Annotated in this window: 22 protein-coding genes and 1 riboswitch; of the genes, 12 read left to right on the top strand and 10 right to left on the bottom strand. The window is 68.4% G+C overall.

The window, feature by feature from the left end:
- Window positions 1-6 precede the first annotated feature (6 nt).
- The 4 genes from ADBZ9K_RS18660 to ADBZ9K_RS18645 are packed head-to-tail and all read left to right on the top strand — an operon-like array spanning window position 7 to window position 3,011.
- Window positions 7-450, top strand: coding sequence for an SRPBCC family protein (locus ADBZ9K_RS18660; RefSeq protein ID WP_526623093.1), 444 nt, complete (start codon window positions 7-9; stop codon window positions 448-450).
- A gap of 14 nt (window positions 451-464) precedes the next feature.
- Entirely contained in the window at window positions 465-1,547 is a 1,083-nt protein-coding gene (locus tag ADBZ9K_RS18655; RefSeq protein WP_526623091.1) for a CaiB/BaiF CoA transferase family protein, read from the top strand.
- Between the two features lie 57 nt (window positions 1,548-1,604).
- Window positions 1,605-2,057 (top strand): SRPBCC family protein, encoded by a 453-nt coding sequence (locus ADBZ9K_RS18650; RefSeq protein WP_526623089.1) that lies wholly within the window; start codon window positions 1,605-1,607, stop codon window positions 2,055-2,057.
- A 39-nt stretch (window positions 2,058-2,096) separates the two neighbouring features.
- The gene (locus tag ADBZ9K_RS18645) at window positions 2,097-3,011 is read left to right on the top strand and encodes an LLM class F420-dependent oxidoreductase (protein ID WP_526624221.1); all 915 of its coding nucleotides are present in this window, start codon (window positions 2,097-2,099) and stop codon (window positions 3,009-3,011) included.
- Here ADBZ9K_RS18645 and ADBZ9K_RS18640 read toward each other — a convergent pair.
- Together ADBZ9K_RS18640 and ADBZ9K_RS18635 are read right to left on the bottom strand one after the other, a co-directional pair.
- Window positions 2,985-4,178: a pyridoxal phosphate-dependent aminotransferase gene (locus tag ADBZ9K_RS18640; protein WP_526623087.1), complete on the bottom strand. Its 1,194-nt coding sequence runs from the start codon at window positions 4,176-4,178 to the stop codon at window positions 2,985-2,987. The two genes, ADBZ9K_RS18645 and ADBZ9K_RS18640, sit on opposite strands and share 27 nt — an antisense overlap.
- A 23-nt stretch (window positions 4,179-4,201) precedes the next feature.
- Complete coding sequence (locus tag ADBZ9K_RS18635; RefSeq protein WP_526623085.1) at window positions 4,202-5,710, bottom strand: Hsp70 family protein; 1,509 nt, start codon at window positions 5,708-5,710, stop codon at window positions 4,202-4,204.
- A 193-nt stretch (window positions 5,711-5,903) separates the two neighbouring features.
- Between ADBZ9K_RS18635 and ADBZ9K_RS18630 the strand changes: the two genes are divergently transcribed.
- Window positions 5,904-7,115, top strand: coding sequence for an acetyl-CoA C-acetyltransferase (locus tag ADBZ9K_RS18630; protein ID WP_526623083.1), 1,212 nt, complete (start codon window positions 5,904-5,906; stop codon window positions 7,113-7,115).
- A 9-nt stretch (window positions 7,116-7,124) separates the two neighbouring features.
- Entirely contained in the window at window positions 7,125-9,260 is a 2,136-nt protein-coding gene (locus tag ADBZ9K_RS18625) for a 3-hydroxyacyl-CoA dehydrogenase NAD-binding domain-containing protein (RefSeq protein WP_526623081.1), read from the top strand.
- A gap of 635 nt (window positions 9,261-9,895) precedes the next feature.
- Here the strand turns inward: ADBZ9K_RS18625 and ADBZ9K_RS18620 are convergent.
- Complete coding sequence (locus ADBZ9K_RS18620; RefSeq protein WP_526623079.1) at window positions 9,896-10,321, bottom strand: pyridoxamine 5'-phosphate oxidase family protein; 426 nt, start codon at window positions 10,319-10,321, stop codon at window positions 9,896-9,898.
- 105 nt (window positions 10,322-10,426) lie between these two features.
- Between ADBZ9K_RS18620 and ADBZ9K_RS18615 the strand changes: the two genes are divergently transcribed.
- Window positions 10,427-11,416, top strand: a complete 990-nt coding sequence (locus ADBZ9K_RS18615; protein ID WP_526623077.1) for an LLM class F420-dependent oxidoreductase — start codon at window positions 10,427-10,429, stop codon at window positions 11,414-11,416.
- Between the two features lie 18 nt (window positions 11,417-11,434).
- Here ADBZ9K_RS18615 and ADBZ9K_RS18610 read toward each other — a convergent pair whose 3' ends face one another.
- From ADBZ9K_RS18610 to ADBZ9K_RS18600, 3 genes are all read right to left on the bottom strand, one after another.
- Window positions 11,435-13,201 (bottom strand): PE-PPE domain-containing protein, encoded by a 1,767-nt coding sequence (locus ADBZ9K_RS18610; protein ID WP_526623075.1) that lies wholly within the window; start codon window positions 13,199-13,201, stop codon window positions 11,435-11,437.
- 197 nt (window positions 13,202-13,398) lie between these two features.
- A complete protein-coding gene (locus ADBZ9K_RS18605) occupies window positions 13,399-15,048 on the bottom strand; it encodes a DNA repair helicase XPB (RefSeq protein ID WP_526623073.1) in 1,650 nt (549 codons plus the stop codon).
- A 42-nt stretch (window positions 15,049-15,090) separates the two neighbouring features.
- A complete protein-coding gene (locus tag ADBZ9K_RS18600; RefSeq protein ID WP_526623071.1) occupies window positions 15,091-17,346 on the bottom strand; it encodes a helicase-associated domain-containing protein in 2,256 nt (751 codons plus the stop codon).
- A 65-nt stretch (window positions 17,347-17,411) separates the two neighbouring features.
- Here ADBZ9K_RS18600 and ADBZ9K_RS18595 point away from each other — a divergent pair, with 65 nt between their 5' ends.
- The 4 genes from ADBZ9K_RS18595 to ADBZ9K_RS18580 are packed head-to-tail and all read left to right on the top strand — an operon-like array spanning window position 17,412 to window position 18,987.
- Window positions 17,412-17,597 (top strand): hypothetical protein, encoded by a 186-nt coding sequence (locus ADBZ9K_RS18595; RefSeq protein ID WP_526623069.1) that lies wholly within the window; start codon window positions 17,412-17,414, stop codon window positions 17,595-17,597.
- A gap of 3 nt (window positions 17,598-17,600) precedes the next feature.
- Entirely contained in the window at window positions 17,601-18,089 is a 489-nt protein-coding gene (gene moaC / locus ADBZ9K_RS18590; protein WP_526623068.1) for a cyclic pyranopterin monophosphate synthase MoaC, read from the top strand.
- Window positions 18,086-18,565, top strand: coding sequence for a MogA/MoaB family molybdenum cofactor biosynthesis protein (locus ADBZ9K_RS18585; RefSeq protein ID WP_526623066.1), 480 nt, complete (start codon window positions 18,086-18,088; stop codon window positions 18,563-18,565). Before moaC ends, ADBZ9K_RS18585 begins: the two co-directional genes overlap by 4 nt.
- The gene (locus ADBZ9K_RS18580; protein WP_526623064.1) at window positions 18,562-18,987 is read left to right on the top strand and encodes a molybdenum cofactor biosynthesis protein MoaE; all 426 of its coding nucleotides are present in this window, start codon (window positions 18,562-18,564) and stop codon (window positions 18,985-18,987) included. The genes ADBZ9K_RS18585 and ADBZ9K_RS18580 overlap by 4 nt, the downstream gene beginning before the upstream one ends.
- Before the next feature lie 4 nt (window positions 18,988-18,991).
- Here the strand turns inward: ADBZ9K_RS18580 and ADBZ9K_RS18575 are convergent, their stop codons facing one another.
- From ADBZ9K_RS18575 to ADBZ9K_RS18560, 4 genes are all read right to left on the bottom strand, one after another.
- Window positions 18,992-20,266, bottom strand: coding sequence for a transglycosylase family protein (locus ADBZ9K_RS18575; protein WP_526623062.1), 1,275 nt, complete (start codon window positions 20,264-20,266; stop codon window positions 18,992-18,994).
- An 11-nt stretch (window positions 20,267-20,277) separates the two neighbouring features.
- Window positions 20,278-20,490: riboswitch (cyclic di-AMP (ydaO/yuaA leader) on the bottom strand.
- 219 nt (window positions 20,491-20,709) lie between these two features.
- Window positions 20,710-20,979, bottom strand: coding sequence for a MoaD/ThiS family protein (locus ADBZ9K_RS18570; RefSeq protein WP_526623060.1), 270 nt, complete (start codon window positions 20,977-20,979; stop codon window positions 20,710-20,712).
- Complete coding sequence (gene moaA / locus ADBZ9K_RS18565; protein WP_526623059.1) at window positions 20,972-22,036, bottom strand: GTP 3',8-cyclase MoaA; 1,065 nt, start codon at window positions 22,034-22,036, stop codon at window positions 20,972-20,974. The genes ADBZ9K_RS18570 and moaA overlap by 8 nt, the downstream gene beginning before the upstream one ends.
- On the bottom strand, window positions 22,033-22,425 hold the full coding sequence (locus ADBZ9K_RS18560) for a YccF domain-containing protein (protein WP_526623057.1): 393 nt from the start codon (window positions 22,423-22,425) through the stop codon (window positions 22,033-22,035). Before ADBZ9K_RS18560 ends, moaA begins: the two co-directional genes overlap by 4 nt.
- Window positions 22,426-22,569: 144 nt before the next feature.
- On the opposite strand from ADBZ9K_RS18560, the gene ADBZ9K_RS18555 reads away from it, so the two are divergent.
- On the top strand, window positions 22,570-22,980 hold the full coding sequence (locus ADBZ9K_RS18555; protein ID WP_526624219.1) for a cold-shock protein: 411 nt from the start codon (window positions 22,570-22,572) through the stop codon (window positions 22,978-22,980).
- The last annotated feature ends 23 nt before the right edge of the window (window positions 22,981-23,003 follow it).

Here is a 23,003-nt window from a genome sequence, read left to right as displayed (position 1 = left end):
CACGCCATGGCAGTCAAAGATTCCCGCGAGGTTGTGATCGAGGCAAGCCCCGACGAGGTCCTCGATGTGATCGCCGACGTCGAGTCGGCACCCAGCTGGTCGCCGCAGTATCAGAGCGCCGAAGTCGTGGATGCCTACGACGACGGCAGACCCCGCACGGTCAAGATGAAGATCAAGGCCGCCGGCCTGACCGACGAACAGATCGTCGAGTACACCTGGGCCGACAACGAGGTGAGCTGGACGCTGGTCAAGGCCGGCCAGCTGCGCTCGCAGGACGCCAAGTACACGCTGACTCCCGACGGTGACAAGACCAAGCTGCGGTTCGACTTGTCCATCGACCTGGCGGTGCCGCTGCCCGGCTTCGTGGTCAAGCGCACCATCAAGGGAGCAATGGAAACCGCCACCGACGGGCTGCGCAAGCAGGTGCTGAAGGTCAAGAAGGGCGGCTGAGTTACCTTACGCCCGTGACGAATACCGGACCCCTGGCCGGGGTGAGAGTAATCGAACTGGGCGGTATCGGGCCCGGGCCGCACGCCGGGATGATCCTGGCCGACCTCGGTGCGGATGTGGTGCGGGTGCGCAGGCCGGCCGGCGGAATGACGATGCCGGCCGAGAGCGTCGACCTCATGCACCGCGGAAAGCGGATCGTCGACCTCGACGTGAAGTCGCAGCCCGGGATGTTGCTCGACCTGGCGGCCAAAGCCGACGTCGTACTGGACTGTTTCCGGCCCGGCACCTGCGAACGGCTCGGTATCGGGCCGGACGAGTGCACGGTGGTCAACCCGCGACTGATCTTCGCCCGGATGACCGGGTGGGGGCAGGACGGGCCCCTGGCCTCGACCGCCGGCCACGACATCAACTACCTGTCCCAGACCGGGGCGCTCAACGCAATCGGATTTCGGGACCGCCCCCCGGTCGCCCCGCTGAACCTGGTCGCCGACTTCGGCGGGGGCTCCATGCTGGTGGTGCTCGGCATCCTCGCCGCCCTCTACGAGCGCGAGAAGTCCGATGCAGGCCAGGTGATCGACGCGGCGATGGTCGACGGCGTCAGCATCTTGGCGCAGATGATGTGGACCATGAAGTCCACCGGCTCCCTGTCCGACGAGCGGGAGTCCTTCATGCTCGACGGCGGCGCGCCGTTCTACGGCACCTATGCCACCGCCGATGGCAGGTACATGGCGGTCGGCTCGATCGAGCCGCAGTTCTTCGCGCAGTTGCTGGCTGGTCTGGGCCTGTCGGCCGACGAGGTGCCGAGCCAGGCCGACCGCGACCGCTATCCAGAGCTACGGCGGATCTTCGCCGAGCGGTTCGCGAGCAGAACCCGCGACGAATGGACCGCCGTCTTCGCCGGGACCGACGCCTGCGTCACGCCGGTGCTCAGCTGGACCGAGGCCGCCTCCAACGAGCACCTGCTGGCCCGGCACACCGTCATCGACGTCGACGGCACTCAGCAGGCCGCGCCCGCGCCGAGGTTCTCCCGCAGCGCCGCAGGACCGGTCGGCCCGCCACCACAGGCCACCACACCGGTCGACGAGATCGGTTGGTAGCGCACCAGATAACGCAAAGCCCACCCGCAGCCTCGTTGGGTCACTAGGTTTGCTGGTGTGGCGGTACGGGCATCGCGGGAGATTGTGATCGACGCCCCGCCGGAGGCCATCCTCGACGCGCTCGCCGATGTCGAGGCGGCGCCGACGTGGTCCTCGGTCCACAAACACGTCCATGTCGTCGATCGCTACGACGACGGCCGGCCACGCCGCGTCAAGGTCACCATCAAGGTGCTGGGACTGGTGGACCACGAGATCCTCGAATACCACTGGGGGCGGGACTGGGTGGTCTGGGACGCCGACCGCACCGCGCAACAGCACGCCCAGCACGTCGAGTACACCCTGCGACCCGAGGGAGAGGGAACCCGGGTGCGTTTCGACATCACCCTCGAACCGTCCGCGCCGCTGCCGCACTTCCTGATCAAGCACGCCAAGAAGACGGTGCTGCACGCCGCGACGGAGGGACTACGCCGTTACGTTCTCGACGGCAAGGATTCGTCTCAGCTCGAATAGATCGGAATGCGCCGCGACCCGGCCCGTGTTGCCTCCGGTATGACGACCGGAGTGGTGCTGAACCCGAATCCCGATGCGGCCAACGCCGTGGACGATGTCATCGACCAGGCCCGGCGGGCGTATGCCCTGGGCGTGCGGCAGGCCTGGTTCGCCCAACGATTCGACCTCGATGCCATCGCGCTGGCCGGGGTTGTCGGCGCCGCGGTGCCCGGGCTGGGCGTGGGCACCTCGGTGGTGCCGCTCAATCCCCGCCACCCGCTGATCGTCGCCGCACTGGCGCAGACCGCGCAGGCGGCCAGCCACGGGAACTTCAGCCTGGGCCTCGGACTCGGGGCCCACGAACCCGAACGGGGCGCCTTCGGGCGGTCATGGCCCAACACCATCACCCGGCTCCGAGAGCACCTCACCGTGCTGCGCTCGATATTCGACAGCGGCACAGTGCATTTCCACGGGACCGAGTTGTCGGCGAATCCGGAGTGGGACGTCCGGGTGCCCGGCGGCAGCCCGGTGCCGATATATGTGGCGGCGATGGGCCCCAAGGCGCTCGCGGTCACCGGGGAGCTGGCCGACGGGACGTTGCCCTACCTGGCCGGACCGCGCACCATCGGCGAGTTCATCGCCCCGGCCATCGATACGGCCGCTCAGGAGGCGGGCCGACCGCGGCCCCGTATCATCGCCGCGGTTCCGGTCCTGGTCACCGACGACGAGCCGGCCGGGCGTGCGGCGGCAGCCGAGGAGCTCGGCTTCTACACCGCGATCCCGTCGTATCAGAAGGTGATCGCCCGCGAAGGCGTCGACAGCGTGGCAGATCTTGCGGCGGTCGGCCCGGCCGAGTCGGTGTTGCGCCAGCTGCGGGCCTACCTCGACGCCGGCGCGACCGACGTTGTGCTGAGCCCGCTGCGGTCACAGACCGGTCCGCCGAATGCGCTATGGGAGGTCGCGGCCGCCCTGTAGCACCGCCAGGCGGCGGATCGCCTCGTCCATGGTGTCGGCCCGCTTGCAGAAAGCGAAGCGCACCAGGTGTTTCCATGCCGCCGCGTGCGGGGTCCCCGGATCGCAGAACGCCGACATCGGTATCGCGGCCACCCCCGCCTTGACCGGCAGCTCGGCGCAGAACGAGCTGCTGTCGGAGTAGCCGAGCGGTCGCGGGTCGGCGCACAAGAAGTAGGTACCCGCGCTGTCATGCACCCCGAAGCCCAAGTCGGTCAGCGCCGCGGCCAGCGTGTCCCGTTTGGCCTGCAGTGAGTCGCGCAGAGCGCTGACCCACGCCTGCTCGTGGTTGAGCGCGTAGGCCACGGCGGGCTGGAAGGGTGCTCCGCCCACGTAGCTGAGGTATTGCTTGGCCGCCCGCACGCCGGCGACGAGTTCCGGTGTGCCGCAAGCCCAACCGATCTTCCATCCGGTGCAGTTGAACATCTTGGCCGCACTCGAGATCGTCACGGTGCGCGCTGCCATGCCGGGGTAGGCCGCCAGCGGCAGGTGCTGTTTGCCGTCAAAGACCAGGTGCTCGTACACCTCGTCGGTGATCACCAGCAGGTCGGCCTCAACCGCGAAGGCCGCCAGGTCCCGCAACTCGGCGTCGGTGAGCACCGTGCCGGTCGGGTTGTGCGGGGAGTTCACGATCAGGGCCCGCGTCCTGGGCGTCACCGCGGCGCGCAACGCGTCGACGTCGAGGGCGAAACCGGTGCCGTTGGGCACCAACGGCACCGGAACGTGCCGCGAGCCGGCCATTGCGATCACGGGGGCGTAGGTGTCGAACGCCGGCTCGATCAGCAGGACCTCCGAGCCGGGCTCGACCAGGCCCAGCACCGCGGCGGCGATCGCCTCGGAGGCACCAACGGTGACCAGCACCCCGTCCTGCGGGTCGAACTCCATCCCGTACCGGCGCCGGCGTTGCGCGGCGATGGCCTCACGCAGGGCGGCGATGCCCGGCCCCGGCGGGTACTGGTTGACCCCGTCGGCGATGGCGTTGCGCGCCGCTTCCAGCATCGCCGGCGGACCATCCTCGTCGGGGAACCCTTGGCCCAGATTGACCGCGTCGAGGCGCGCAGCCAGCGCCGACATCGCGGCGAAGATGTTGATCGCGTAGGGCTGCAGGCGTTGGACCGTCGATCCCGTCATGTGCCGAGCGTAGGTGGCGGTGCCTACGCCGCTCCCCGCGCCAGGCGAAAGCGGCGGGTGAAGCCGTCGGGCCGGGTGGTCAGCGAGACCTCCACCGCGCCGCTGGGGGTGATGAGGTAGCGCTCCTCCACCTCCGGTGCGGCGTCCCATCGGATGACCGGACGCCGGGCCAGCTGCTTGTCGCCGTGGAGGTCCGGGTCGAAGGGAAACAGCACCGGCGCGTACGGCGTCACGTCACCGTCGGGCCGGCCGTCGACGATCTGGCTGCACTCGACGAAGCGGAACCGGCCGATGTTGTGGGCCGCACGATAGGTCCGGGTGATGACCAGCGGTTGTTCGCCCTCGGCCGGCAGGGTGGTGTCCTTGGGCAGGATCGGATCGAACACGACGTCGGTGCCGGTCTGCGCCTCACGGAACACGCCCAGATGGCGGGAGAGCCGCTCGGACAACGTGTATCCGGCCTCCTTGTCCAGGAACCCGGCCAGGCCGATGGCGGTCGCGGCGAACGGATGTGGGGACCGTTTGACCCGCTTGTCGCCGAAGGCGGCCCGTAGCATCCGGCTCACGAGCGGGAAGTTGCCCGCCCCGCCGACGACATAGATTCCCGCCACCTCGGACCAGTCCAGCGCGCTGTCGCGAACCGGGTCGCGCAGGACGCTGGCCAGGATGTCGACCGTCCGCTGCACCAGGGGCGCGCAGGCGCCGTACACCTCGTCCACCCCGCAGGAGAAGGTCGGCTGACCGACCATCGAGAGGTCGGCGAGGAAACGGCGGGTGTTGGGGCCGATCGACTCCTTACGGGCCGTGCACTCCTCCAGCAGCGCCTCCCGGGCGGCATCGTCGATGGCGCCGCATCCCGCGCCCTGGAGAACCAACTCGAGGATCGCCTCGTCGAAATCGTCACCGCCGAGATGGCGGATGCCCTGACTGGTGACCACCTCGTTGCGGGTTCCGGTCATCTTCAGCAGCGAGGCGTCGAAGGTTCCCCCGCCGAGGTCGTAGATCAGGACGTACTCGCGTTTGGCGGTGATCGTCGAGCGATACCGGTGCGCGTACTCGAATCCGGCCGCCGACGGCTCGTTGAGCAGCGCCACCACGTCGAACCCGGCCCTGGTGAACGCGTCCAGCGTCAGGAACCGCTGCGCGCTGGACGCATTGGCCGGCACGCTGATCGCGGCCTCGACACGTTCTCGTTTCGGCAACCCGGCATTGGAGCGGCGGTACAGATCACTGCGCAGCTGGGCCAGGAAGCCGCTGAGCAACTCGGGCAGCGGGTAGCGGTGGCCGGCCAGATACACCTCGGTGTCCGGCCCGGCGTCGTCGAGCAGGCGCTTGACCGAACGCAGCACCGACCAGCCCGGGGTGTGGCGCACCGCGGCGGCATCAAGGCCGAAGCGCAGCTTGCCGTCGGTGCTGGCGGCGATCAACGACGGCCATGCGTCGACCCCGTCGAACGAGACGACGGGGTAGTTGCCCCTGTCGACGACCGCCGCGACCGTGTGCGTGGTGCCGAAGTCGATTCCCAGTCTCATGTAGCCCCGAGTCTAGGACTCCGCACGGCTCCGCGCCGGGGGCGAAGCCGAGCCGCCACACGGGCCTGTCGGCGCAGTTCAGGCGCCCAACCAACAGGTTGGCCGAGCGGGCTGTTAGGGTGCAACTTTAGAGGACTAGGCTCCCTGGAGCCGGACCCAAACACTCCGAAAAGGACAGAAGGGGCAACAAACCATGTCCGAAGAAGCCTTCATCTACGAGGCCATCCGCACGCCTCGCGGCAAGCAGCGAGGCGGCTCGCTCACCGAGGTCAAGCCGCTGAGCCTGGTCGTCGGGCTGATCGAGGAGCTGCGCTCGCGGTTCCCCGACCTCGACGAGAGCCTGATCAGCGACGTCATCCTGGGCTGCGTCTCCCCGGTCGGGGACCAGGGCGGCGACATCGCCCGCACCGCGGTGCTGGCCGCCGGCATGCCCGACACCGTCGGTGGCGTGCAGCTCAACCGGTTCTGCGCCTCGGGCCTCGAGGCCGTCAACACCGCCGCCCAGAAGGTGCGCTCCGGCTGGGACGACATGGTGCTGGCCGGCGGCGTCGAGTCGATGAGCCGCGTTCCGATGGGCTCCGACGGTGGCGCGATGTTCACCGACGTGCCGTTCACCTTCGACAACTACATCGCCCCGCAGGGCATCGGTGCCGACCTGATCGCCACCATCGAGGGATTCTCCCGCGACGACGTGGACGCCTACGCCGCGCAGTCCCAGGAGCGCGCCGCCGCGGCCTGGTCGGGCGGGTACTTCGCCAAGTCTGTGGTCCCGGTCAAGGACCAGAACGGGCTGCTGATCCTCGACCACGACGAGCACATGCGCCCCGGCACGACGGTGGAAAGCCTCGGCAAGCTGAAGCCGGCCTTCGAAGCCCTGGCCGCCATGGCCGGGTTCGACGACGTGGCGCTGCAGAAGTATCACTGGGTGGAGAAGATCAACCACGTCCACACCGGCGGTAACAGCTCGGGCATCGTCGACGGTGCCGCGCTGGTGCTGGTCGGCAGCGAAAAAGCGGGGAAGGTCAGCGGCCTCACCCCGCGGGCGCGCGTGGTGGCCACCGCCACCACCGGCGCCGACGCCACCATCATGCTGACCGGCCCGACGCCGGCCACCCAGAAGGTGCTCGACCGCGCCGGGCTCACCGTCGACGACATCGACCTGTTCGAGCTGAACGAGGCGTTCGCGTCGGTGGTGCTGAAGTTCCAGAAGGACCTCAACATCCCCAGCGAGAAGCTCAACGTCAACGGTGGCGCCATCGCGATGGGCCACCCGCTGGGCGCCACCGGCGCCATGATCACCGGAACCATGGTCGACGAGCTCGAGCGCCGCGGCGCCAAGCGCGCCCTGATCACGCTGTGCATCGGCGGCGGCATGGGCGTGGCCACCATCATCGAGAGGGTTTAAGGAATAACCATGGCAGAGAACACCATTGCGTGGGACAAGGATGCCGACGGCATCGTCACCCTGACGCTGGACGACCCCACCGGCTCGGCCAACGTGATGAACGAGCACTACAAGGAATCGATGCACAACGCTGTGCAACGCCTTGTCGCCGAGAAGGATTCGATCACCGGCGTGGTACTCACCAGCGGCAAGAAGACCTTCTTCGCCGGCGGTGACCTCAAGAGCATGATCAACGCCGGTCCGGAGAACGCCGGTGAGATCTTCGCCGAGGTCGAGGACATCAAGGCCGACCTGCGTGCCCTGGAGACCCTCGGAGTGCCCGTCGTCGCGGCCATCAACGGCGCTGCCCTCGGTGGCGGCCTGGAGATCGCGCTGGCCTGTCACCGGCGGATCGTCGCCGACGTCAAGGGCGTTCAGATTGGCCTGCCCGAGGTCACCCTGGGCCTGCTGCCCGGCGGCGGCGGTGTCGCCCGGACCGTGCGGATGCTGGGCATCCAGAACGCGTTCGTCAACGTGCTGAGCCAGGGCACCCGGTTCCGTCCGGCCCAGGCCAAGGACAACGGCCTGGTCGACGAACTCGTCGGCAGCGTCGAGGAACTGGTTCCGGCCGCCAAGGCGTGGATCAAGGCCAACCCCGACGCACACACCCAGCCGTGGGATGCCAAGGGCTACAAGATGCCCGGCGGCACCCCGGCCAGCCCGGCGCTGGCGGCCATCCTGCCGTCGTTCCCGTCGCTGCTGCGCAAGCAGCTCAAGGGCGCGCCCATGCCGGCCCCCCGCAACATCCTGGCCGCCGCTATCGAGGGTGCCCAGGTCGACTTCGAGACCGCCACCCGCATCGAGAGCCGCTACTTCACCGAGCTGGTCACCGGTCCGATCGCCAAGAATATGATCCAGGCGTTCTTCTTCGACCTGCAGACCATCAACTCCGGTGGCTCGCGGCCCGAGGGCATCGGCAAGACCCCGATCACCAAGATCGGCGTGCTGGGTGCGGGCATGATGGGTGCCGGCATCGCCTACGTCTCGGCCAAGGCCGGTTTCGAGGTGGTGCTCAAGGACGTCACCATCGAGGCCGCCCAGAAGGGCAAGGCCTACTCGGAGAAGATTGAGGCGAAGGCGCTCGAGCGCGGCAAGACGTCGAAGGAGCGCTCCGACGCACTGCTGGCGAGGATCACCCCGTCGGCTGACCCGGCCGACTTCGCCGGTGTCGACTTCGTCATCGAGGCCGTCTTCGAGAGCCAGGAACTCAAGCACAAGGTGTTCCAGGAGATCGAGGACATCGTCGAGCCGAACGCGATCCTGGGCTCCAACACCTCCACGCTGCCCATCACTGGGCTGGCCAGCGGTGTCAAGCGCCAGGACGACTTCATCGGTATCCACTTCTTCTCGCCGGTCGACAAGATGCCGCTGGTGGAGATCATCAAGGGCGAGAAGACTTCTGACGAGGCGCTGGCCCGGGTGTTCGACTACACCCTGGCCATCGGCAAGACCCCGATCGTGGTCAACGACAGCCGCGGCTTCTACACCAGCCGGGTCATCGGCACTTTCGTCAACGAGGCGCTGGCGATGCTCGGCGAAGGCGTCGAGCCGGCGTCGATCGAGCACGCCGGGACGCAGGCCGGCTACCCGGCCGCGCCGCTGCAGCTGTCCGACGAGCTCAACCTCGAGCTGATGCACAAGATCGCCGTGGCCAGCCGCAAGGGCATCGAGGAAGCCGGCGGCACCTACGAACCGCACCCGGCCGAGGCGGTCGTCGAGAAGATGATCGAGATCGGCCGTCCGTCAAGGCTTTCCGGCGCCGGTTTCTACGAGTACGTCGACGGCAAGCGGACCCAGCTGTGGCCCGGGCTGCGGGAGACGTTCAACTCCGGTACCTCGCAGCCGCCGCTGCAGGACATGATCGACCGGATGCTGTTCGCCGAGGCGCTGGAAACCCAGAAGTGCTTCGACGAGGGCGTCATCACCACGACCGCCGACGCCAACATCGGCTCGATCATGGGCATCGGCTTCCCGCCGTGGACCGGTGGTGCCGCGCAGCTGATCGTCGGCTACCCGCATGGCGGTAAGGCCGGCTTCGTGGCCCGCGCCAAGGAGCTGGCCGCCAAGTACGGCGACCGCTTCAACCCGCCGGCTTCGCTGCTGTAGTTCTGCGGTTCTGCGCGAAAACCCCCGAAACGGAATGTTTCGGGGGTTTTTGCGTCTCTGCACCGGATTGCCGCTGCGGTGCAGGGAGTCTGCGCCCACGGCCCCGTGGGCTCGCCCTGCGGGCTGCGGGATTGCCGTGGTGCCCTGACCTTGGCCTGTGCCGGGGAATCGCCCCTGATGGACACCGGCGTCTGGGGTCGGCAGAACGTGATTTTCGCAAACGGATAGTAGGGTATCTAAGTGCCAGCTGAGCAGTAATAATCCGCCGCGATGCTCGCATCAGCAAATTTCGATACTCACGGGATGCAATCAACACTGGGTGGGGAGTTGCTGGAAAGATTGCCCGCGTCGCGTGAAATCGGCCGTTTGCCGTTGGCGTGCCGTTGCGGAAGGCGGTCTGAACTCGACATATGTCAACGATTGTAGTTCGCGGACGCCACCGGGGGGCATTTGCCTACGAGATAGAAAATTTTTGCTGAATTGGCCCGTCTCAGGTTGCTCTCAGCTAGATTTTGAGGTGTCATAGGCATGGCGCCAGGGGTATGAGGAGGCACGGGGGAGCGTTGGCCCCTCCCGAAAGGGAGGGGCTGATTGCTGCCTGGACCAGGTGGCGGCGGTCGGGGGATGCAGTTCCGTCAGAGCGTGCCGAGGTCGGCCGACAACCAATGCTGGGCCTGCATGAAGATCGCCACGTTGTCGCCGAGCTCGCGGCGGGCGTAGTCGAGGTACGCATCGACCTTGTCGGCGGGCAGGTATCTCCTGGTCATCTCGACGAGTTGCTCGTCGGTGCCGGGCTCGATGCGGCTGACCGGCCCGTCGACGGTGACGTAGCGGATGCTGGGGTCGGAATGCTCGACCATCAGCGAGAAGTAGCCGTTGGCTTCGATCAGGCGCGCCTTGCGCGAACCGGCACCGGTTAGTACCCACGGCTCCCCGCCAGGGGCGTACTGGTACCAGATCGGAACGGTCAGCGGACCTCGGGCGTCGCCGGCGTACACCGACAGCGCCGCGATGTGCGGTTGAGCCAGGAACTGCTCGCGTTCGTTCTTGGAAAGTGCCATGTTCGCCAGGCTAGTCCGCCGAGCCGCGGCCCGGTTGCGGCCGAGAGGACGGTCGGCTGGCCGGCAGCGTTTCGCCGCGGCTCGGCGGTCCGTAAAGTCGGCTGCATGCGCTTCGGACTCTTCATCCCCCAGGGTTGGCGACTCGACCTCGTCGGTATTCCGACTGAAAAGCATTGGCAGGTAATGCGAGATCTGGCCGATCACGCCGACGCCGGGCAATGGGACTCGCTGTGGGTGTACGACCACTTCCACACCGTGCCGATGCCGACCGAGGAGGCCACCCACGAAGCGTGGACGCTGATGGCCGCCTATGCGGCGACCACCTCGCGGATCAAGCTCGGCCAGATGTGCACCGCGATGAGTTACCGCAATCCGGCCTACCTTGCCAAGGTCGCGGCGACCACGGACATCATCTCCGGCGGCCGGGTGCAGATGGGTATCGGGGGCGGCTGGTATGAGCACGAGTGGCGGGCCTACGGCTACGGGTTTCCCTCCGCGGGTGTGCGCCTGGCCCGGCTGGACGAGGGTGTGCAGATCATGCGGGATGCCTGGCGTGACGGAAAGGTGAGTTTCGCTGGCGAGCACTACCAGGTCGAGGGCGCGATCGTCGCGCCGAAACCCCTGCAGCAGGGCGGAATCCCGTTGTGGATCGCCGGGGGCGGGGAGAGGGTCACACTGAAGATCGCAGCGAAGTACGCCCAGTACACCAACTTCACGTCCGAGCCCGAGGGCTTCGCGCACAAATCGGAGGTGCTGGCCGCGCATTGCCGGCAGGTGGGAACCGACTTCGACGCCATCGTGCGCTCAGCAAACGTCAACGCGATCGTCGGAAGCACCGAAGACGACGTCAAGCAGCGCGTCGCACGGGTGCGTGACCGGCTCTCCGGCGTCTGCGGCGACGCGGCCGCTGAGGCGATGATGACGACGGTCAGCGCGCCCGGGTCGGCGGCCGGTACGCCCGAGCAGGTCGTCGAAAGCCTGTCGCGGCTGCGCGACCTGGGTTGTGAGTACGTGATCTGCTACTTCCCTGAAGCGGCCTATGACCGATCCGGCATCGAGCTGTTCGAGCGTGAGGTGATTCCCGCGCTTTCCTGAGCAGCGTTGGCCCGGGCGCTAATTGCCGACGGCGTCGGCAATGGCGCGCGTCCACACCAGCGCCCCGATCAGTCCGGCGGTGGTGGACAGCCCGACATTCGCCGCGATCGGCAGTCCGATCGCGTTGACCAGCCCGTTGATGACGTCGCCACTGACCACCTGCTTGATTCCCTCGAGAAACAGGTAGACGTCGTAGGCCGGCAGCGTCGTCACCAGGGCGTTGATGATGTCTGCGGTGGGCAGCAGCGCGGCGTACAGCGATGCGGCGGCCTTGGTGATCCTGTTGGTGGTGTCGGTGACCACGGTCTGCAGCGAGGTGAGAACGTCGTCGATGGGCGGCACCGTCACACCCGGGTAGCTGTGCGAAGCCTGCAGCATCGCCGAAAGCTCTTGTGCCACCGACCCACTCGGGCCGATATCGGCGAGGAAGGCCTCGATCCCCTCCTTGATCCCCTTGCCAAGGGCTTCGGCAACAACGCTGGGCGCCACATCGGGGAATAGGCCAAAGGTGGCCTGGACGTCGGCATAGCCGTCGTTGGACCAGCCATAGGCGGGATCGCCGTAGCCGAGGTTGACGATCACCTTCAGCGCGGGCTGCAGCAGGTCTGCGATCGGCTTGCCGATCACAGGAAGCAACCGCACCGGGGCGAGCAGCGGCAGGTCCTCGGTGCGAATGATGTAGTAGTGCTGGGTGTCCGGGTGCAGCGTGGGCAGCGCGATGGCGTCAGCTATCCGGTCCGCGGTGAGATTGGCGTACTGGGTGTGCGTGAACACGATTCCCATGCCGGCGTTGAGGTCAGCCAGGAAGTTCAGCGGATAGCGCGGAAAATCGGCGAAGCCGTCGTATTCGAGCGTGTAGTTGGTGACGTCGGAGGCATTGTTGGGGGTGGCCCCGTAGAACGGGATGCCCAGGCTCGGCATCGTCAGGTTGGGAAAGCGTGCCAAGAATCCGCCGTTGGGGTTCATCTCATTGCCGACCAAGACGAAATTGATCCGCGGGTCTTTGCCGATGTCACCCATCAAGAGCGATGCGATGATCGCGCTCTGGGAGTATCCGAACACGGTGACATGCCCACTGGGGTCGAGTGCCGTCTGCAACGTATCACCGAGAATCTCGACTCCCTGTTTCACGGAGGTGTCGAGCGGCAGGCTCTTGACGCCGGTGATCGGGTACAGCCCCTCGGGTGTGAACACCGCCTGTGGTTGCGTACCAGCAGGGCTGTGCGGCTTGACGTACTGCTCGAAGATCTTGCTGACGTAAATGGGGCTGGGGATCGGGTCACCGCTGGGTCCCAGGATCAGGCCGGTGTTCTGGGCGGCGGCCGCGACGGCGGTATCGCTGACCAGGGAGGTGGTATGGGCCGCGGTGGCGGTGCGGGCGGTCTCGCGCCGGCTGGCGGCCAGCAGCGCCAACTCCAGCGGCTCCCCGGCCGGAGCGGTCGGGGAGCCCGGGGTCGTGGGTGTGCTCGGGGCCGCCGCGGGCAAGGCCGCGGGGGAGGTGATAGTGGTCAGCATGGTCGTCGTGGGTGACGTCGCTGCCGGATGTGCCGACACCCGGGCTGCCGAGCGGGGCTTGCCCTGCCCCCGCGTGGCCGCGGCGGAGCGTTGACCGGTCGAGCGTGGTGCACCCGTCGAATCGGCCGAACTGCCCGCGCCCTGCTGTGACGACGACGCCGTTGCGGGGCCATCCGCCCATGCCACGGCCGAACCGTCCAGCAGTGCCGCGCCCACCCCAAGGGCCACCGCAAGCCCGCCGACCCGACCGATGAAACCTGCTGCGCGCACGAGCACTCCTCACATCACCAACCACGGAACCCGGCGAAGACTAGCCTGTCGTTGGCTCGTTCGCTGCGGGATGCCCAAAATTGGGCGTGTCGTGCCTGTTGCGATGCCTAGCCGTCGATTTCGCGCATCAGTGGTGCGGTCGTGCGGCGCCGCGCTGTTGCTGTCCCGGTTCGACGGCTACTTCCCGTGCGGCGATATCAGATCGCCGGGCCGAGCAGGTCATCGGCGTCGGTGATGACATATCCGTAACCCTGCTCGGCCAGGAAACGCTGTCGGTGGGCGGCATATTCAGCGTCGAGGCTGTCGCGGGACACCACGGAGTAGAACACCGCGCCGCCGCCGTCATGTTTGGGGCGTAGCAGCCGGCCCAGCCGCTGCGCTTCCTCCTGCCGGGAGCCGAATGTTCCCGAAACCTGAACGGCCACTGAGGCTTCCGGAAGGTCGATGGAGAAGTTCGCCACTTTGGACACCACCAGTGTCCGCACCTCGCCGCGGCGGAACGCCTCGAAGAGGGCCTCACGTTCGGTGTTCTTCGTCGAGCCCTGGATCACCGGCGCGCCCAGTTCGGCCCCGAGCTCGTCGAGCTGGTCGAGATAGGCGCCAATCACCAGCGTCGGCTCATCGGGGTGTTTGGCCAGAATCGACTTCACCACCGCGATCTTGGAGCGGGCCGTGGAGCACAACTTGTAGCGTTCGTCGGGTTCGGCGACCGCGTACAGCATCCGCTCGTTCTCGGTCATCGTGACGCGGACCTCGATGCACTCGGCCGGGGCGATCCAGCCCTGGGCCTCGATGTCCTTCCACGGCGCGTCGTAGCGCTTCGGGCCGATCAGGCTGAAGACGTCACCCTCGCGGCCGTCCTCACGGATCAGGGTGGCCGTCAGCCCGAGCCGCCGTCGTGACTGCAGGTCGGCGGTCATCCGGAACACCGGCGCCGGCAGCAGGTGCACCTCGTCGTAGATGATCAGCCCCCAGTCGCGGCTGTCGAAGAGCTCCAGATGGCGGTATTCGCCCTTGGTGCGCCGGGTGATCACCTGGTACGTCGCGATGGTGACCGGCCGGATTTCCTTGCGCTCACCGGAGTATTCGCCGATCTCCTCCTCGGTCAGCGAGGTGCGGGCGATCAACTCCCGTTTCCACTGCCTGCCTGCGACGGTGTTGGTGACCAGGATGAGCGTGGTGGCACCCGCCTTGGCCATCGCCGCCGCGCCGACCAGCGTCTTGCCGGCCCCGCATGGCAGCACCACGACTCCCGAACCGCCCGCCCAGAACGAGTCGGCCGCCATCTCCTGGTAGTCGCGCAGTTCCCAGCCGTCCTGGGTGAGGCTGATCGGGTGGGCCTCGCCGTTGACGTACCCGGCCAGGTCCTCGGCCGGCCAGCCGATCTTGAGCAGCATCTGCTTGATGTGGCCGCGTTCGCTGGGGTGGACGATCACGGTGTCGTCGTCGATGCGCGCACCAAGCATCGGGGCGATCTTCTTGTTGCGCAGCACCTCTTCGAGCACCGCGCGGTCGAGGCTGACCAGAATCAGCCCGTGCACCGGGCTCTTGACCAGCTGCAGGCGGCCGTAGCGGCCCATGGTGTCGACGATGTCGACCAGCAGCGGCTGGGGGACCGCGTAGCGGGAGAAGCTGACGAGCGCGTCGACCACCTGCTCGGCGTCATGGCCCGCGGCACGGGCGTTCCACAACGCCAGCGGAGTGATGCGGTAGGTGTGGATGTGCTCAGGAGCGCGTTCCAGCTCCGCGAACGGCGCGATGGCGGCCCGGGCGGCGCCGGCCAGCTCATGGTCGACCTCGAGCAGCACCGTCTTATCCGACTGCACGATCAGCGGACCGTCGGTCACGAGGGTCGCTTCTGGGCTTCTTCGGTGAAGGTCATCTCCCCATTATCCAGCGTCGGCCGACATCACCGACGTCACGCGATGCACGGCGAACTCCCGGGGCCGGCCCTGGGTCGGGTCCCAGGCCACCAGTTGGCCGCCGTGGACGCTGAGCGGGCGCACCACCCGCTGGGTCGCCACCCCGGCCGCGTCGACGTAGCCGATCACCACATCCTTGTGCTCGATGGCGGCCTGCTGCAGCAGCGCCATCGAGACCGCGGGGTCCAGGCGAGCGCTGGCCAGCGGTGAGGAGTCCACCCGCCGCAGCATCGAGACCACCGAAGCCAGGGTCTCGGCGCTCGGCTTGGACAGCGCGCGGAACACCCGGCGGTGCAGCGGCGCCGGCACCCGTGCGCTGCGCTGGCGCAGGTCGACGATCGAACCCGAGGAGTCCTCTGCGGCCGGGGCGAAACCGGCCGCGCGCAACGCGGCGAGCACCTCGCCGATCGGCGCCTGGGATACCGCGACCGTGGGCGCCAGCAGCCGCACATCGAGGGGTTCCAGCGCCGGCGCCGCGATCGCGTGCGAGAGCAGCGTGGCGTCCTCGCACCGCACGAACGACGACGCCATCCCCACGCGCAACTGCCCGTGCCGGCGGGCTACATCGTTGATGAGGTAGGTCAAACCCTGGGGGACAGGGGTTTTGGAGTGCCGCTCGAAGAAGTTGTGCAAGGCTCCGGCGGTGCGGCCGGTGTCGAGGGCGTGCCGGATCGACGGCTCGCTGACCCGGTACACCATTGCCGCACCAGCCGATTCCACCGTGGCCACGGCAGCCAGTTCGTCGGCCAGGTTGCGTTGCAGCGGTCCCGGCACCACCACGGTCAGATCGGCCTGCACCAGGAAGTGATCGATGGGCGCCGGCAGCACCTTGTCCATCTCCGCGACGGCGGCGTCCTCATCATCAGCCAGCAGCACCCGGGCCGGTGTGCTCAAGGCGCCGCGGCCGATGAGGCCCAACGCCTGAGCTTCATCAAGCAGATGGGCGACCGGCTCGGGCTGCAGCCGCGCCGCCCACCGGGGACGGCGCCAGATCAGCGCCCGCGACGCGTGCGGTGCATCGACGCCGGCCCCGGCCGGCAGGTCGGCCAACAGGTCCAGTAGCAGCCGCCGATCCAGCGGCGCTGCCGTGGAGTACAGCGAATCCGAGAGGGCCGCATAGGGTTTACCTTCTGGGCCGCGGCTCCCGATCAGCCCGGGGCGTGACGGCAGATCCAGCCAGGTGGTGGCCAGTAGATGCCAGCGGGCCGCGGTCGCGGTCTCGAAGAACCGGTCGGCAGCCACCGTCGGTGTCCAGTACGGGCCGGAGGCATCCGGGGGTTCGGGGTCGGGCATCCCGCTGGCGATCAGGCCGGCCGCCGCGGCGATCTCAAGGACCAGCCCGAGGCGCTGCTCGCCGATCCCGGTGATCTTGCTCAGCCGTTTGGCCTCGCGAACCCCGAGTCCACCGCTACGCAGCTCGGGAACCGGTGCTGCGGAAAGCATTTCGAGAACGAGCTCGATCTCGCGGATCAGGTCGAGCAGTGCGCCCGCCGCGGTGGCGTCGGCATCGGTGACGGTGGTGGTGCTGGCCACCGGCTCCGGTGGTACCAGGTGCACCGGACCTGGCTCCTCGCCGCGCAGCACCTGACTGACATGGCGCGGCAGGATCACCGTCTCGGAGTCGAGCTGGCGCAGCAACCCGGCCGCGAGCAGTTGGGGGACCGGCCGGTCGGCCGGCGCGCCCGGTGCAGCGTCGCGGGTGCGGCCCACCGGTGAACCCATCAGCAGCCGCTCGAGCAGATCGCGCTGCGGTTCGTTGAGCGCCTCTATGGCCGCGGAGATCTGCTTGCCGGAGCGCGAGGAGTCCTCCAGGGTGGCCTGCCCCGGGTACCAGGGCAGGCCGGCGGACGCCTCGGCGGACACCCGCACCGCGGCATCGCCCCACACCAGTGCGCGCTCGCGGAGGTCGTCCAGCGCACCCAGCACCGACTCCTCGGTGGCGCGCTCGCCGACGAGGGCCAGCAGCTTGCCCACTGGCACCGGCTCGGTGTCGGCGCGCAGTACCAGCAGGGCGTCGAGGACCGCCAACCGCAGGAAGTCCAATTCATCGGTCGCGGCCTTGATCGACTGACGGGCGGCGGCGCGGGCGGCCAGCGCCGCGATGCTGCCGGGTGCGGGTTGGGCAAGGTCCGGCCGGAGTTCCAGCAGGCGGATCAGCCGGTCGTCGGGCAGATCAGCCAGCCAGGCGCCCAGCGGTACGCCTGGAAGCGGCTGTTCGGTCATTGTTGACCAGCGTAAAACAGGTGCCTATGTGCACGAGAGGGCGTGACGAGTGTCAGAATGTTGTCGTGGCTGAGAAGACCAAGACCAGGTACGTCGACAACGGCTGGCCGACCCGGGATCCCGAGGACCATGCGGTGAGCGAGCTGGCCGCCGACCGGGTGGGCGCACTGTCTCCGTTCGGCGACGTCACGTTCCCGCTGCCGGCCTCTGACCTGCCCTATCTGCATCCGGTCACTGTCGTCAACAAGTAACCGGTGACCAGCGGACCGCAGCGTCGCCTCTCGCACCTCGACGAGGACGGTGCGGCACGCATGGTCGACGTCACCGACAAGGTCGCCACCGCGCGTACCGCGGTGGCGACCGGAACCGTCCACACCACCGCCGAGGTGGTGGCGTTGATCGCCTCCGGCGGTCTGCCCAAGGGGGACGCGCTGGCGACCGCCCGGGTGGCCGGCATCCTGGCCGCCAAACGCACCAGCGATCTGATCCCGTTGTGTCACCACCTGGCGCTCACCGGCGTCGACATCGACTTCGCGATCGGGGACACCGGGGTGGCGGTCACGGCATCGGTGCGTACCACGGACCGGACCGGCGTTGAGATGGAGGCGCTGACCGCCGTCAGCGTGGCCGCCCTGACGCTCTACGACATGATCAAGGCCGTCGACCCCGCCGCCCGCCTCGACGACATCCGGGTGTTGCGTAAGGAGGGCGGCAAGACCGGCTTGTGGGTGCGTCCGACGTGAGCCGCAGCGCGCGGGTGGTGATCGCCTCTACTCGAGCCGCCACCGGCGTCTACGCGGACCGGTGCGGGCCCATCCTGGTCGACTGGCTCGCCGATCGCGGCTTCGATGTCCCCGCCCCGGTCGTGGTCGTCGACGGCAGCGCCGTCGGTGACGCGTTGCGGGCGGCGATCGCCGACGGCGCCGATGTCGTCATCACCTCCGGCGGGACCGGGATTTCGCCGACCGACGCCACCCCCGAGGTCACCCTCGAGGTCATCGACTACCAGATTTCGGGGCTGGCCGACGCCATCCGCCGCTCCGGGCTGCCGAAGGTGCCCACCGCGGTGCTGTCGCGCGGGGTATGCGGGGTCGCCGGACGCACGCTGGTGATCAATCTGCCGGGCTCGACGGGAGGGGTGCGCGACGGCCTGTCGGTGCTCGCCGACGTCCTCGAACATGCGCTGGACCAACTTGCCGGAGGAGATCACCGCCCATGACACGGATCCTGCGGGCCGCGCTGGTTGACGGCCCGATCTCGTTGACCGAGCACGAAGAACTCGTCGCCAACGACGCTGCCGGTGCGGTGGTCGGCTTTTCCGGTGTGGTGCGCAACCACGACAGTGGTCGCGACGTGGTGCGGCTGGAGTATTCCGCGCACCCGTTGGCCGAGCAGACATTGTTCGAAGTGCTCGCCGAGGTTGCCGGCACGGCCAGCGGCGTTCGCGCGATGGCAGCCAGCCACCGGATCGGGTCGCTGCGCATCGGCGATGCAGCCCTGGTGGCCGCTGTCGCGGCCGACCACCGTGCGGCGGCGTTCCAGACCTGCGCCCACCTCGTCGACGCCATCAAGGAACGGCTACCGGTGTGGAAACACCAGTTCTTCGTCGATGGCACCGACGAGTGGGTGAATTCGGCCTAGCGGGTTACTGGCCCGGCGCGGGGGCGCCCGGAATCAGCACCGGTGCGTTGTTGTCGGCCGGAGCCGGACCCGGCGCCGGGGCGTTCGGGTCACCCGGAAGGGCTCCCATGCTCGGGTCGTTGGTGACCGGGGTATTCAGCGGGCGCTGGGTCAGCGCCAGCAGGGCGTCACCACGGCTGATCTCCTGGGTCTGGACCGCGTGCCAGAGCTCCTTGAGGTAGCTCACGTTCGGCCCTTCCTGCGGGCCGGTCGGAGCGTCGGTGGTGCCGGGCGGCAGGTTCTCCGGGCTCGTCAGATGCGGAACACCGTCGGGCAGCGGCGTCGGCTGGTCGGCGGCCACCACGTTGGTGCCGTCCGCGGACGGCGCGGCAGGAGCAGCGGGTGCCGGCACCGGTGTCGTCGGCACGACCGGCGGCAGGGCCGGGTCGGCTGGGTCGGCCGGGGCCTGCGGAAGCAGGTGGATCGACGAGGCCTGGACTACGATGGTCTGCTCGTCAGGAGTGGCGGGCGCCGCGGGGGCAGGCATTTGCAGCGCGGTGTCGACGACCTGCTCGGCGGCCGGGGGAGCGACCTCCTGGGAGACCGAGACGATCTCGGGCTGCGGGGCGGGCGGAAGATCGGCGGGCGGGGCAGGCAGGTCCTGCGGCGCTGGCGTGGAGGGCAGGTCCTGCGGCGCTGGCGCGGGGGGCAGGTCCTGCGGCGCTGGCGCGGGGGGCAGATCCTCCGGCGCGGGGGCCGGCGGCAGGTTTTCCGGTGCGGGGGCCGGGGCGTCGGGAAGGGGCGCGTCGGGAGCCGGAGCGTCGGGCAGGGGCGCGTCGAATGCGACGGCCTCGATCTGCGGCGCGTCAGCGGGGGCGTCCGCGGGAACCGCGGCAGGAGCGTCCGGTGCGGGTTCGTTGATCACGTTGCGCGGCGTCGCGCCCGACAAGCCGCGGCCGCAGACCGGCCAGGCGCCCTTGCCCTGAGTGGCGAGCACGCGCTCGGCGACGGCGATCTGTTCGTCCTTGGTGGCCATGTGCGCTGCCGGGGCGTACTCGTTACCGCCATGCGAGGCCCAGGTGCCGGGCGAGAACTGCAGGCCGCCCTGGTAGCCGTTGCCGGTGTTGATCGCCCAGTTGCCGCCGGACTCGCAGCGCGCTACCTGATCCCATTCGTTGTCCGGGGCGGCCTGTGCCTGGCCGGCGAGGGCGAGGCTGCCGCCGCCGATGACGGCGCCGGTTACGGCGATCTTGGCGACGCTGATTGACGAAGAAGTGGGCTTGCGATGCCGTCCACTCATATGTCGGTGTGTTCCTCTCTTCGATGCGCCCGCGAGGTCAGCTGTCGGGTTCGGGCTGGAGAGGTCGCCCGGCCGAGTCGTTTCCGGGTGGAAACTTCCTCGGCTTCACCCCAAGGGGCCGGTTAAGGCCCCAGGTCCGATATTCGGTGGACCGGTGGGTCCCCCGCCTCCATCCATGGTTCTTGTCGGTCTCCCCGCTCCATGGATGGAGCTCGGCGCTAAGAGCGGAGAGGGCCTGCCCTGTTGAGGGGGCTGACCTCCGAGAGACGGTAATGGCTACCGAGAGTGCCGTCACCTTTTGCGAATTCGGGCGTTTCACCTACCGGCAAATGTTAAAGAAGCTCTAAAGGCCCACGAAAACGGCGCGTTCGCGCAGCTGATTCAGGCTGTCAACCGTGCTGTGGACATCTCGTTACCTGATCGTGATGTGACGCAAATCACGATCATCCGCCCGCGAACGGGGGTAACACGTCCAACGTCTGGCCCGATCGCAGTTCGGTGGCTCGGTTCCGCACGGCGATGCCGTCGCACAAATATGAGCACCGCTGTAACACGCGTGCTAGTTCGTCACTGCGGCAACTCAGTTCACTCACCAGGTTGGCCACCGTCGTGCCGGGAGGCACGGTCAGTAGATCCGACTCCGCGCCGGCTGCCGCCCTGGCCGCCGCGAAGAACCGCACGGTGACTTGCACCGACTCGACCACCTCAGCCACCGATCGCGCTCATCGGCCGCAGGGGCTGCACGAAGCCAGGGTCATTGATGCCGTGCCCGGCGGCCTTACGCCACATTGCGGCCCGCCAGAGGGCCTCTATAACGTCGTCGTCCGCTCCAGTGCGCAGGAGCGCCCGCAGGTCGGTCTCCTCAGCGGCGAACAGGCAGCTGCGGATCTGCCCGTCGGCGGTCAACCTGGTCCGGTCGCAGGCCGAGCAGAACGCGTGTGAGACCGACGCGATGATGCCGACCGTGGCCGGGCCCCCATTGACCCGCCACAGCTGGGCCGGGGCGGAGCCGCGCGGCGCGGCGTCGGGACTCAAGTCGAAGTGCCGGGCCAGGGCCGCGAAGATCTGGTCGGCGCTCAGCGTGGCGTCGCGGCGCCACAGGTGGCCGGCGTCCAACGGCATCTGCTCGATGATCCGCAGCTGATAGTCGTACCGCAGGCAGTAATCCAGCAGCTCGACCGCGTCGTCGAGACCGCTCTTCGGGTCCAGCACCGCGTTGACCTTGACCGGGCCCAGACCTGCTGCGGCAGCAGCGGACAGGCCGTCCAGGACGTCGGACAGCCGATCACGCCGGGTGATCGCAGCAAAATGTTCGGCGTCGAGGCTGTCCAGCGAGACGTTGACCCGGTCCAGTCCGGCGGCGGCCAGACCCGCGGCGCGCCTGGCCAACCCCACCCCGTTGGTGGTCAGTGCGATCTCGGGGCGCGGGCGCAGCGCGGCCACGACCGCCACCACATCTTCCAAGCCGCGGTACAGCAGCGGCTCCCCGCCGGTGAAGCGGATGTTGGTGATGCCGAGCCGGGTGACGGCCAGCGTCAGCAGCCTGGTCAGCTCGTCGCGGGTCAGTAGTTCGTCCCCGGGTAGCCAGTCCAGGCCCTCGGCCGGCATGCAATAGGTACAGCGCAGGTTGCACCGGTCGGTCAGCGACACCCGCAGATCGGTCGCGACCCGGCCGAAGGTGTCGATCAGGGGGCCCGTCCGCGGCATGTCGACGGGATGGTCCCCCGAGTCGCGGCGGATCGCGGGCAGGCCCAGCGCCGTCACGGTCATAACGCGACCCTGGCCGCATCGACGGGCACGATCTCCTTGCCCAACGGCACCAGCGAGACCGGGATGAGCTTGAGATTGGCCAGCGCCAGCGGGATTCCGACGATCGTGACCGCCATCGCCACCGCGCTCACGACGTGTCCGATCGCCAGCCACACGCCGAACAGGAGCACCCAGATCACGTTGCCGACGATGGCGCCCGCGCTCGCCCCCGGCTTCTCGACGATGGTCCGCCCGAACGGCCACAGCGCGTAGGAAGCGATCCGCAGCGCCGCGAAGCCGAACGGGATGGTGATGATGAGAACGAAGCAGATCAGCCCGGCCAGGGCATAGCCCAGGGCCAGCCATAGCCCGCCGAACAGCAACCAGATGACGTTCAGGATCAGGCGCATGTCACCTCCAGCGGTTTGGCCAGCCTACCTAACTCAACAGGGGTGCTGGGTCGACGTCTTCCCTAGTAGGATCACCCACACGCGTCCTGCACCGGCGGGGCGCTTCATGTTGTCATGGACCCGTTAGACAAGCAGGTGAGACCAGTGCCGACCGGCAAGGTGAAGTGGTACGACGCCGAGAAGGGATTCGGCTTCCTGTCCCAGGAGGAGGGCGAGGACGTCTATGTCCGGGCGTCGGCTCTGCCCGAAGGCGTCGAGGGTCTCAAGGCGGGCCAGCGCGTCGAGTTCGGTCTGGCATCCGGGAGGCGCGGCCCACAGGCGTTGAGCGTCAAGCTGATTGACCCGCCGCCCAGCCTGACGCGGACGCGTCGGGAGGCGGCCGTCGTGGAGCGCAAACACACGCCCGATGAGCTGCACGGCATGGTCGAGGACATGATCACCCTGCTCGAAGGCGCGGTGCAGCCCGAGTTACGCAAGGGCCGCTACCCCGATCGCAAGGTTGCCCGACGGGTGTCCGAGGTGGTCCGCGCGGTCGCCAGCGAGCTCGACGCGTAACGGTTCAGCACCCGCCGGAGTGG

Source organism: Mycobacterium sp. (assembly GCF_965229265.1).
Classification (GTDB): Bacteria; Actinomycetota; Actinomycetes; order Mycobacteriales; family Mycobacteriaceae; genus Mycobacterium.
This window is presented reverse-complemented; position numbering and strand designations above follow the sequence as displayed.